The 11,019-nt window shown below is 28.1% G+C and carries 13 protein-coding genes; all 13 read right to left on the bottom strand.

Annotated features, from left to right (window positions below):
• Positions 1–619, bottom strand: a 619-nt coding sequence (gene phoU / locus E6248_RS08350) for a phosphate signaling complex protein PhoU (RefSeq protein ID WP_316340359.1), incomplete at its 3' end; no start/stop codon positions are given.
• A gap of 23 nt (positions 620–642) precedes the next feature.
• Positions 643–1,407 carry a phosphate ABC transporter ATP-binding protein PstB gene (gene pstB, locus E6248_RS08345; RefSeq protein WP_136004741.1) on the bottom strand — a complete coding sequence of 255 codons (765 nt, stop codon included), beginning with the start codon at positions 1,405–1,407 and terminating at the stop codon, positions 643–645.
• Between the two features lie 23 nt (positions 1,408–1,430).
• Positions 1,431–2,255, bottom strand: a complete 825-nt coding sequence (gene pstA / locus E6248_RS08340) for a phosphate ABC transporter permease PstA (protein ID WP_316340358.1) — start codon at positions 2,253–2,255, stop codon at positions 1,431–1,433.
• 2 nt (positions 2,256–2,257) lie between these two features.
• Positions 2,258–3,145 (bottom strand): phosphate ABC transporter permease subunit PstC, encoded by an 888-nt coding sequence (gene pstC, locus E6248_RS08335; RefSeq protein WP_316340356.1) that lies wholly within the window; start codon positions 3,143–3,145, stop codon positions 2,258–2,260.
• A 64-nt stretch (positions 3,146–3,209) separates the two neighbouring features.
• Positions 3,210–4,058, bottom strand: coding sequence for a phosphate ABC transporter substrate-binding protein (locus E6248_RS08330; RefSeq protein ID WP_316340355.1), 849 nt, complete (start codon positions 4,056–4,058; stop codon positions 3,210–3,212).
• 254 nt (positions 4,059–4,312) lie between these two features.
• On the bottom strand, positions 4,313–6,019 hold the full coding sequence (locus E6248_RS08325; protein WP_316340354.1) for an ATP-binding protein: 1,707 nt from the start codon (positions 6,017–6,019) through the stop codon (positions 4,313–4,315).
• 3 nt (positions 6,020–6,022) lie between these two features.
• A complete protein-coding gene (locus tag E6248_RS08320) occupies positions 6,023–6,721 on the bottom strand; it encodes a response regulator transcription factor (protein ID WP_316340353.1) in 699 nt (232 codons plus the stop codon).
• A 12-nt stretch (positions 6,722–6,733) separates the two neighbouring features.
• Entirely contained in the window at positions 6,734–7,471 is a 738-nt protein-coding gene (gene pgeF, locus E6248_RS08315) for a peptidoglycan editing factor PgeF (protein ID WP_316340352.1), read from the bottom strand.
• 199 nt (positions 7,472–7,670) lie between these two features.
• Positions 7,671–8,126, bottom strand: coding sequence for a transcriptional regulator NrdR (gene nrdR, locus E6248_RS08310; protein ID WP_316340351.1), 456 nt, complete (start codon positions 8,124–8,126; stop codon positions 7,671–7,673).
• 75 nt (positions 8,127–8,201) lie between these two features.
• Positions 8,202–8,513 (bottom strand): YlmC/YmxH family sporulation protein, encoded by a 312-nt coding sequence (locus E6248_RS08305; RefSeq protein WP_316340350.1) that lies wholly within the window; start codon positions 8,511–8,513, stop codon positions 8,202–8,204.
• A gap of 65 nt (positions 8,514–8,578) precedes the next feature.
• On the bottom strand, positions 8,579–9,355 hold the full coding sequence (gene sigG, locus E6248_RS08300) for an RNA polymerase sporulation sigma factor SigG (protein ID WP_316340349.1): 777 nt from the start codon (positions 9,353–9,355) through the stop codon (positions 8,579–8,581).
• An 81-nt stretch (positions 9,356–9,436) separates the two neighbouring features.
• On the bottom strand, positions 9,437–10,144 hold the full coding sequence (sigE, locus tag E6248_RS08295; protein WP_316340348.1) for an RNA polymerase sporulation sigma factor SigE: 708 nt from the start codon (positions 10,142–10,144) through the stop codon (positions 9,437–9,439).
• Positions 10,145–10,148: 4 nt separating this feature from the next.
• The gene (locus E6248_RS08290; protein WP_316340347.1) at positions 10,149–10,946 is read right to left on the bottom strand and encodes a sigma-E processing peptidase SpoIIGA; all 798 of its coding nucleotides are present in this window, start codon (positions 10,944–10,946) and stop codon (positions 10,149–10,151) included.
• Between the last annotated feature and the right edge of the window lie 73 nt (positions 10,947–11,019).

Here is an 11,019-nt window from a genome sequence, read left to right as displayed (position 1 = left end):
ATATAATCCATTCACAAAGATTAGTTACATGGTCTCCTATTCTTTCTAAATACTTAGAAGCAAATAATATTTGTGTTCCTTGATTTATCATTGATTCGTCTTTTACCATCTTCTTTAAAACTATACCAAACATTCCTCTATAAATTTGGTCTACCTTATCATCCATATCACAAATTTCATAAGCTGCCTTTTCATCACCTTTTACATAGGCTTCAATTGCAAGCTTAATCATATTGGTAACTATATCTACAAGTTCCCACACTGGAGATATATCTTCTGAGAAGTCAACACCTTTAACAATCGGTACTATTTTACAAATATCTACTGCATAGTCTGCCATTCTTTCTAAATCTGTAACTACTTTAGTAGTTGTATAAATACTTCTTAAATCTCCTGCAACTGGGGATTCAGTAGCCATAAACTTAATACACTTTTCTTCAATAACCTGTTGAAGATTATCTACTTTATCATCATTTTTTATTACAGTTTTTGCAAGTTTTACATCTTGCTCTTTTAAGGCTTTCATACTATCTATAATTTGCTTTTCTACTAAACTAGCCATCTCAATCAATTCAGAGTTAAGCATCTTAATTTTATTACTTAACAATTCTCTCATCATTTCCAAATCACCTCTTATAATTTTTAACCGAATCTTCCAGTAATATAATCCTCTGTTCTCTTATCCTTTGGTCTATAGAATATTTCTTCTGTATCAGCATACTCGATAATTTCTCCATTTAAGAAAAATGCTGTTTTATCTGCTATTCTTCCTGCTTGTTGCATATTATGAGTAACTATTATTACTGTATACTTTTTCTTTAATTCTTCCATTAATTCTTCCATTTTATTTGTAGAAATTGGATCTAAAGCCGAAGTTGGTTCATCCATTAAAATAATTTCTGGAGAAACAGCAATAGTTCTAGCTATACATAACCTTTGTTGTTGACCACCTGATAATCCTAGGGCACTCTTTTTAAGTCTATCTTTCACTTCATCATAAAGAGCTGCACCTTTTAAGCTTTTCTCAACTATTTCATCAAGAGTTTTTTTATCTTTAATACCATGTAATCTAGGACCGTAAGCTATATTATCATATATAGACATTGGAAAAGGATTTGGCTTTTGGAATACCATGCCTACCTTAGTTCTAAGAGCTATTACATCTTTACTCTTATATATATCTTCTCCATCTACTAAAATTTCTCCATCTATTTTTACTCCATCTATTAAATCATTCATTCTATTTAATGTTCTTAAAAATGTGGACTTTCCACATCCAGATGGTCCTATAAATGCAGTTACTTTATTTGCTTCTAAATCTATGTTTATGTTTTTTAACGCTTGATTATCTCCATAATATAAATTCAAATCACGAACTTTAATCTTTTTTACTTGTTCATTTGACATACTTTACACCTCATAGCACTTTTTTAATAATTTGCCTTACTAAACTTTTTAGTAATAAGTTTAGCTAATATATTTAAAACTAATATAATTGCTATTAACACTATTCCAACAGCAGCTGCTTGTTCTATATCTCCAGCTTCTTGAGTAACTAAATAAGATTGAACTGTTAAAGTTCTTGCACTAGACATTATTCCTTTAGGCATCTTAGCTACTGTACCAGCAGTTAATAATATAGCTGCAGATTCTCCAACTACACGTCCAATTGAAAGAATAACACCTACAAGTATTCCTGGAAGAGCACTTGGAACTACCACTTTGTATAAAGTTTGAAACCTAGTTGCACCAAGACCTAAAGATGCTTCTTTATATGATGTCGGTACTGCTTTTAAAGCTTCTTCTGTAGTTCTTATTATTACAGGTAAAATAATAATTGCAACGGTTAAAGATCCTGCAAGTAGTGAATAACCGAACTTTAATGTAATTACAAAGAATATAGAACCAAATAAACCATAAACTATAGATGGTATTCCAGATAAACTTTCTGTAGCAAATCTAATAAGCTTTACTACTGCCCCTTGCTTTGCATATTCAGTTAAATATATTGCTGCTAATACTCCAATTGGCGTTGCTACTATAATAGAAATAAATACTGTATATAAAGTAGAAATTATCATTGGTAGTATTCCACCCCCACCTGATGGTGAGTAATTCTTAGTAACAAAATCTATGTTAATCAATTTATAACCTTTAATAAATATAAATCCTAAAATAAATACTAAAACTGCTACTGTAACTATAGCTGATAACCAAAGCATTAATTTCAATAAATTCTCTTTAAATTTTCTCATAATTATTTACCTTCCTTATTAGAAAGTTTACTTAAAACTAAATTTAATAATAGTATAAATAAGAATAATATAACTCCTGTTGCAAATAGCATTTCTTGATGAGTGCCAAAGGCATATCCCATTTCCAGTGCTATATTAGTAGTCAATGGTCTTACCGAATCCATTATTGAAGTAGGAATTACTGGCGAATTACCTGCAACTAATATAATTGCCATAGTTTCACCAATTGCTCTACCTATACCTAAAACTACAGCTGCCAATATACCAGATTTTGCAGCTGGAAGTACAACCTTAAAGGTAGTTTCTATATGAGAAGCACCTAAAGCTAAAGAACCCTCTTTATATGATTTAGGAACTGCTCTTATTGCAGTTTCTGAAACTGTAACTATTGTTGGCAGCATCATAATTGATAATACTATAATAATTGCTAATAAGCTTTGTCCCTTTGGTAAATTAAATGTATTCATAATCCAAGGAACTATAACTGCCAAACCAAAAACCCCATATAATACTGATGGAATTCCTGCTAAAAGTTCTACTGCTCCAGATATAATTTTCCCTATTCTTTTAGGTGCAATTTCAGCTATAAATACAGCTGTTAATATTCCTATTGGCACTCCTAGCACTAAAGAACCTAATGTTCCAAACATTGAAGCTAATACCATAGGTAATATTCCAAACTTATCTGAACTTGGTATCCACTTAGTACCAAAGAAAAAGTCCTTAAAAGAATATCCTTTACTTACAAAAGGTGTAAGTCCTTTATAAAATACAAAGCCTATAATTAATAATAAGCTTACTACTGCAATAAGAGCACTTACTAAAAATATTGCCTTAGATACATTTTCTATTACATATTTATTATTGTTATTTCTTTTAACATTTAACATTAATACACTCTCCTATGAAAGTAAGAATGCCCGAGATTCAGGGCATTCTTAATATATCAAGCTACTACTTAACTGGGATTAACTTGTTTTCTTTAACTATTGCTTGTCCTTCATCACTTAATATAAAATCTATAAGTTTTTGTCCATCTTCGCTTAATTCTCCATCCTTATTTACTAATAAGAATGGTCTTGAAATTTTATATTGTCCTGATTTAACTAAATCTGCCTTAGGTTCTACATTTTCTACATTTGCTATATTAACTTCATCATCTAAGTATTCGAATGAAACGAATCCAACTGCGTTGTCATTTGAAGCTACAGTTTCTTTAACTCCACCATTACCATTAGATATCATAGCATCTGCTTTTAACTCTTCTGATTTATAACCAACTATTTCTTGGAATGCATCTCTAGTTCCTGATCCTTCTTCTCTTGATACTACTACTATTGGTGCATCCTTTCCGCCATCTATTTGATTCCAGTTAGTTATTTGTCCTGTATATATTCCTTTAATTTGATCTAAAGTTATGTTTTTAATTTGATTGTTTTTATTTGTTATAATTGCTATTCCATCATATGCAATAACATTAGATTTAACTTGGCTTTCTTCTTCAGCCTTAAGTTCTCTTGAAGACATTCCTATTTCAGAAACTCCATTTATTGCATCCTTAATTCCTGCTGATGATCCAACTTGGTTAATTTCAATAGAAACATTGCTATTAGCACCTTCATATTTTTCAGCAACTTTTTCCATTAAAGGTCCTACAGAAGTAGATCCTGATATAGATATAGTTACTGATTCAGAGCTATTAGCTTCTGTCTTATCTTCTGAATTTCCACAACCTGCAACTACTCCCCCTACCATAGAAATTAGTAATGCAGTACATAAAAGTTTTAAACTTTTTCTTTTCATAAAATTCTCCTCCAAATTGACGTTTCGCCGTTTTTATTTACTTTACATACTTATCATAATCTCTAAAAGTTAAGATAATATTAGTTAAAAGTTAAGAAAAGTTATGAAATTGTTAAATGTATTTAACAAAACTATCCATATAATTACATAGATGTATAATCCTCATCATTTCTCTAACTATGTTTTATATAAAACTTGCGATACTACAAAATATTCTTAAAAACAAAGAAGCTGCCTATTAGCAGCTCCTTAATTTAATAATTAATATCTTTTAACCTTTTTGACTTCCTAAGTTTTATAGTAAACTTAGTTCCTTCATTTAAAACTGATTTAACATATATCTCTCCATTAAATATCTTTACTATATGTTTAACTATGGCTAAACCTAAACCTGTTCCACCTTTTGCCCTAGATTTATCAACTCTATAAAATCTTTCAAAAATTCTTGGTAAATCTTCTTTAGGTATTCCTATACCATTATCCTCTACTATAACAAAGTAGTAACCCCCTCTTTCATATGAGTTAATTTTAATAATTGTTTTTGAAACAGAATACTTAATAGCATTCTCAACTAGGTTAAGCATCATTTGAAAGAACTTATCTTTATCTCCAATAAGCACTATTCCTTTATTGCCTTCATAATTAATTATTACTTCGTTTTTATTGACATTAGTTGTAAACATATTTATGACATCTTCTATAACTTCACTTGGAGTGAATTCATCTTCTATCATCTTATTGCTATTTTCTATATTAGATAAAATTAAAATATCATTTATTAAACTAGTTAACCTTTCTGCTTCTTTATCTATTATATCTAGGAATTTTTCTCTTGTAGTAGTATCTTCAACATATTTTAATGTTTCTGCAAATCCTTTTATAGATGTCAAAGGAGTTTTTAGTTCGTGAGATACATTTGCAACAAATTGACTTCTTATATTCTCTAATCTTTTTATATCTGTAATATCTAATACACTAACTACTACACCCATAGGCATTTTTCTATAATTAATTATCGGAGCTTTTTTTATCCTAAGCTCTCTTTCTATAGGATGCATAAGCTTAATTTCTTTAGTTTCAATTTCATGTATACTTTTAATAAAACTAATTAAATCATAGTCAATAATATGTTCTGATATATTTTCTCCTATTATATCTCCTTCAATTCCAAAAAGATTTTTAGCATATGGATTAATTAAAATAACCTTTTTATTATTATCTACTGCAATTACTCCACTTTCCATGCTCTCAAGTATAGCCTCTAGTTTATTTTGTTTATCTAATGAATCACTTATTTTAGATTGTAATTGATCTGCCATATTGTTAAATGTATTGGCTAAAGAACCTATTTCATCATTAGTAAATATATTAACCCTTCTACTATAGTCTCCATTTGCAATTTTATTAGTTACTGATTTTAGCTCCTTTAATGGATATATAATAGCTCTAATTAATTTTAATGAAAGGCCTATAGATAACAATAGTACAAGCAAGATTATTATTAAATAGTACTTTGTATAATCTGCTGTAAAAAATTCAATAGTATTTAATGGTACTGAAGATCGTAAAACTAAATCATCATTTACCTTAGTTGCAAAATATACTACATTAACACCTTGAGTATCACTAAGTCTAGTTGCTGAGGCTTCTCCTGATTCAAAAGCACCTAATACTTCTTCTCTGTTTAAATGATTTTCCAAACTTTTATTTTCTGTATCCTTAATTACATTTCCATTTTTATCTACAAAAGTAAATCTAACCTCTGAGTTATTTATTTGAAACTCCTCTATAAAATCACTATTTAGGCTATTAGTCTTTATTAATATATCATTATATGTCTTCAAAGTTTCTTTAGTAACTTCTATTCCCTTTATATTTACTAAGGCAATAAATGAACATGTTACAATTATTAATGCAAAGATTACTGTAATTAAAGATGAAAAAAGTATTCTTTTTTTCATAATTTAATTATAATTAGGATTAAATCTATATCCTACTCCCCTTATAGTTTCTATAAATTTGGGATTCTTATCGTCTACTTCAATTTTCTTTCTTAAATATCTTATATGAACATCAACAGTTCTAGTTTCACCTACATATTCATATCCCCATATTTTATCTAATAGAGTTTCCCTAGTTAATATCTTACCTCTATTTTTAACGAGAATTTCTAAAAGTTCGAATTCTTTTAAAGTTAAATCAATTTTATTACCTAAAATCGATACTTCTCTTCTCTCAAAATTAATATATATTTCGTTAGTCTTAAAGATTTCTTCATTTGCAGATGAGGATTTTGTCCTTCTTAAAATAGCTTTTATTCTTGCTAAAAGCTCTCTAATTGAAAAAGGCTTTGTTATATAATCATCTGCTCCAAGTTCAAGCCCTAATATCTTATCAAGCTCTTCACCCTTAGCTGTCAGCATAATTATTGAAATATCCTTTGTTTCAGCATCACTTCTAACAGATTTACATACATCAAACCCATCTAAACCAGGAAGCATTAAATCTAGTAATACTAAATTAGGACTTTCCTTCTTAATTAAACCTACAGCATCTAAACCATTGTTTGCAGTTAAAACTGTATATCCTGAATTAATTAAGTTATAACTTATAAGCTCTACAATATGATCTTCATCATCTACCACTAATATTTTTTCTTGCATAACTAAACCTCCCTATTTAATAAAAGCAAATGAAAATAATCTTCCATATGTTCCTACAGATTTTCTATAAGAAAATAGCTTTATATCCTCTTCACAATGAGTACAAAGATCTAAAGAATATATATTATCTTCTTTTATACCAAACTCTCTAACATCCTTTAAAATACATTCTTCTAAACTAAGATTTCTTCCCTTAAATAAAATATTGCTATCTATATTTGTCTTATCTATAAACTTTTCCTTAAGGTCTTCCGATACTTCATAGCAGCACTGTCTAATATGCGGCCCAATAAAAATTTTAGTTTTATCTATATCTATATTAAATTCATCCATCATTTTTTCTAAGGTTCTTGTAACTATTGAACTATAAGTTCCTTTCCACCCACTATGAATAGCAGCTATAGCCTTATTTTTATCATCAACTATAATAATAGGAACACAATCAGCTGTAAATACTCCAATAGCACATTCTTTTTCACTAGTAATTAAAGCATCTCCTTCTTTATCGATAATATTTTCAAAATCATTTCTATAAACAAGTACCTCATCACTATGAATTTGATTTAAATATTTTACATTATTTATATTAAAATCTTTAACAATGCTATTTAGATTGTTTACACCATAGTCTCTATGTCTATTAAAGCTTCTGTCACTTTCTGCAGTTGAAAAGGCTACTGTTACTCCATCTAAGTTTATTGTTAAGAAGTCTAAAACCCTATTAAAATCTTTAGCATACAAGATTTTCATTAATTCACCTCATTATTATATTTTTATTAATTTTACCATTAATATAGACTTTTTTCTATTTATTTTAGCTTGTCTCATTATATTTTAACTTATTTTTAACTTAACTTTAAATATAGTTGAATATCAGTACTTATCTAAAATAAACAAATACAAATGAAAAAGGACTGCTAAAACGATCCTTAAATCATTATAAACAGTCCTATTTTTTATGAACTAAGTTTTTTATTTCTTCTAAAAATGTATTAATATCTTTAAATTCCCTATATACAGATGCAAATCTTACATAAGATATCTCGTCAATATCTTTAAGTCTATCCATTACCATTTCCCCAATATTTTTTGAGTTTACTTCAGTAATCATTTTATTACTAATTGTTTTTTCAATATCTTCAGCCATTGCTTCAATTTGCATTCTAGAAATAGGTCTTTTTTGACATGCTCTAATTAATCCATTAATTATCTTTTCTCTATTAAAGTTTTCCCTTGTAGAATCCCTTTTAACAACAAGAATAGGAATATCTTCTACTTTTTCATATGTAGTATATCTTTTACTACATTTTAAACATTCTCTACGCCTTCTAATTGTAGTATTATCATCAGTTGATCTTGAATCTACTACTTTACTTTCCTCAAAGGAACAAAATGGACACCTCATTTAATTCACGCCTTTCCTAACTTATCTAGTACAATATAAATTATACATTTTTTCCTTATTATTTGCTAGGATTTTTTACTTCTTAAGACCATCCACTTCACTACTATCTACCAATACCACTTCAATTCCTGCTTTCTTAACCTTATTCCATGGTATTTCTATATCCTCTTCTTTTCCAAACCATCCTTTAGCCATTCCTGGTAATAAAATAGATACTATCCTACTTTCTTTTATATCTATAACAAAATCTTTTATAAATCCAACCTTAGAGCCAGTTTTTATGTCTATTACTTCCATTGTTCTTAAGGCATTTAAAGAATGTAATGTTATACCACTATCTTCAATTACTTCTTCATTTTCAAATTCATTATTATCAAAAAAACCCATAATAATCCCCCATTTCATAAAAGCTTGTACATAATATTTTCTTTTTAAGAGCTCTGTAAAGAGCTCTAAACATATTTTCTCATATGCTTTAATGCAGTTTTTTCCAATCGTGATACTTGAGCTTGTGAAATTCCAATTTCATCAGCCACTTCCATTTGAGTTCTTCCATTAAAAAATCGTAAAGTTAGTATAAGTTTTTCTCTGTCATTAAGTTTTTTCATAGCCTCTTTTATGGAAATATTCTCAAGCCAACTTTCATCAGTATTTTTAGAATCGCTTATTTGATCCATTACATATATTGCATCTCCGCCATCGTGGTAAATCGGTTCAAACAAAGACACCGGATCTTGAATAGCATCTAATGCAAATACAACTTCTTCTCTAGGTAAGTTAAGTTCTTTTGCAATTTGTGATACAGTCGGTTCCTTATTATTATCTTTAATTAGCTTATCTCTTACGAGCAATGCCTTGTATGCAATATCCCTTAAGGATCTACTTACTCTAATAGAGTTATTATCTCTTAAATATCGTCTTATTTCTCCTATAATCATAGGAACTGCATAGGTAGAAAATTTTACATTTTGACCTAAATCGAAATTATCAATAGCTTTCATTAAGCCAATACATCCAACTTGAAATAAATCATCAACATTTTCACCTCTATTATTAAATCTTTGAATTACACTTAAAACTAATCTTAAATTTCCTTTTATAAATGATTCCCTAGCACTTTTATCTCCATCATCTCTCATCTTTAAAAGTAGCTCTCTTTTTTCTTTCTCTTTTAATACAGGTAACTTGGATGTATTCACTCCACATATTTCTACCTTATTAATAATCAAGCTTATCAACTCCTTATGAAGTAATAACATACTGCATTAAAAAGTATCCCCGATAGTAATATGTTTTATACCAAGACAACCCTAAATCATTTTATTGATTTCTTTTTTTAATCTACTAATTATTTTCTTTTCTAGCCTAGAAATATAAGATTGTGATATACCTAGCATATCTGCCACCTCTTTTTGAGTCTTTTCTCTAGTTCCATTTAACCCAAATCTTAATCTAACTATTTCTTTTTCTCTATCATTTAGATTCTTAAGAGCTAAAAATAATAGTTCCCTATCCACCTCATCTTCAATTAAATTATATACAGTGTCATTTTCAGTTCCTAAAATATCAGATAATAACAATTCATTTCCATCCCAATCTATATTTAAAGGTTCATAAAAAGATATTTCAGCTTTTACCTTGCTATTTCTTCTTAAATACATTAATATTTCATTTTCTATACACCTAGATGCATATGTTGCAAGTTTTATTTTTTTCTCAGGATTAAAAGTGTTTACTGCTTTAATAAGCCCTATTGTACCAACAGAAATTAAATCCTCTACACCTACACCTGTATTTTCAAACTTTCTTGCTATATATACAACCAGTCTTAAATTTCTCTCTATTAGAATATCTCTTATAGATTCATCTCCATGTATTAACTTTTCTACTAATTCCTCTTCTTCTTCCTTTTTCAGCGGTGGTGGTAGTGCTTCACTTCCTCCCACATAAAATACTTCTTTATTAAATATACCTAGCTTTACTAGTATCTTATTTAGTAATACTCTTAAACTCATCATATCCTTAAATTACTCCTCTTGATAATAATGCATTAAACTCATTTTCTTTACTTAACTTATTCTTACATTTACAAATAACAACATCTACAATCTTCCACTCCATATCAGCCCCTCTTATCTTTACATCTTTAATCTTAAATCCCTTAAGATTTCCTTCCTCTCCAATAGTTTTAAATGGAATTGTAAACTCTTCGCTATTTTTAATACTAAACTCTTCTAAAAAATCTTTTTCCACAATTATACAAGGTAAATTAGTCACTGGTTCTGTTAATGCATTTCCTGTATCTAATAAGCCTTTTATAAATATAGTTTTCTTTTCATTACTCACTTCAATATCATAAATAAAATTACTAACCTTTGCTCTGTCTTTAATATAGTCTGCTACTCTAAGTGAAACAATATAAAAACACATCAAGGAAATTATTAAATATTTTAATGAGTAATTCTTTATACTATAGGAATTAAAAATACTATAGTAATTTTCTAAGAAGGAAAAAGAAAAAGTTAATCCACATAATATAAAAGATGATATTATAAAGGATAACAATGATTTCATAGTCTTTAATAAATTAATACTTTTTAAACTAATTATTATCATTAAAATAGCTACCATCAATTTAAAAGGTATGGAAACAAGTACTTTATTATCATAAAATAATACTAAAGTATATAAAGAACCTATTATAGCTGACAAGTAAATACTCTTATAATACTGATATCTAAGTACTTTAAAAGTTATTAATAATAAAAATAAATTTACTATAAAGTTTTCAATTAGAATCATATCTACATAAACAATCATCTCTCCCCCTCCTTTACTATAAATTATAAACTGCTTGGTTTTAGAATTTTGTCATAATCAATCAACGTATTTT

Origin of the sequence: Clostridium sp. (genome assembly GCF_032552055.1) — a bacterium.
Classification (GTDB): Bacteria; Bacillota; Clostridia; order Clostridiales; family Clostridiaceae; genus Clostridium.
The sequence above is the reverse complement of the archived record's forward strand: the minus strand, read 5'-3'. Positions and strand labels throughout refer to the sequence as shown.

What these genes read in the sequence shown, in the direction of transcription:
- pgeF (WP_316340352.1), bottom strand. Translation starts at nt 7,471, where the DNA reads ATGAAAATCTTGTATGCTAAAGATTTTAATAGGGTTTTAGACTTCTTA.
- E6248_RS08325 (WP_316340354.1), bottom strand. Translation starts at nt 6,019, where the DNA reads ATGAAAAAAAGAATACTTTTTTCATCTTTAATTACAGTAATCTTTGCA.
- E6248_RS08305 (WP_316340350.1), bottom strand. Translation starts at nt 8,513, where the DNA reads ATGGGTTTTTTTGATAATAATGAATTTGAAAATGAAGAAGTAATTGAA.
- pstA (WP_316340358.1), bottom strand. Translation starts at nt 2,255, where the DNA reads ATGAGAAAATTTAAAGAGAATTTATTGAAATTAATGCTTTGGTTATCA.
- pstB (WP_136004741.1), bottom strand. Translation starts at nt 1,407, where the DNA reads ATGTCAAATGAACAAGTAAAAAAGATTAAAGTTCGTGATTTGAATTTA.
- E6248_RS08320 (WP_316340353.1), bottom strand. Translation starts at nt 6,721, where the DNA reads ATGCAAGAAAAAATATTAGTGGTAGATGATGAAGATCATATTGTAGAG.
- E6248_RS08290 (WP_316340347.1), bottom strand. Translation starts at nt 10,946, where the DNA reads ATGATTGTTTATGTAGATATGATTCTAATTGAAAACTTTATAGTAAAT.
- pstC (WP_316340356.1), bottom strand. Translation starts at nt 3,145, where the DNA reads ATGTTAAATGTTAAAAGAAATAACAATAATAAATATGTAATAGAAAAT.
- nrdR (WP_316340351.1), bottom strand. Translation starts at nt 8,126, where the DNA reads ATGAGGTGTCCATTTTGTTCCTTTGAGGAAAGTAAAGTAGTAGATTCA.
- E6248_RS08330 (WP_316340355.1), bottom strand. Translation starts at nt 4,058, where the DNA reads ATGAAAAGAAAAAGTTTAAAACTTTTATGTACTGCATTACTAATTTCT.
- sigE (WP_316340348.1), bottom strand. Translation starts at nt 10,144, where the DNA reads ATGATGAGTTTAAGAGTATTACTAAATAAGATACTAGTAAAGCTAGGT.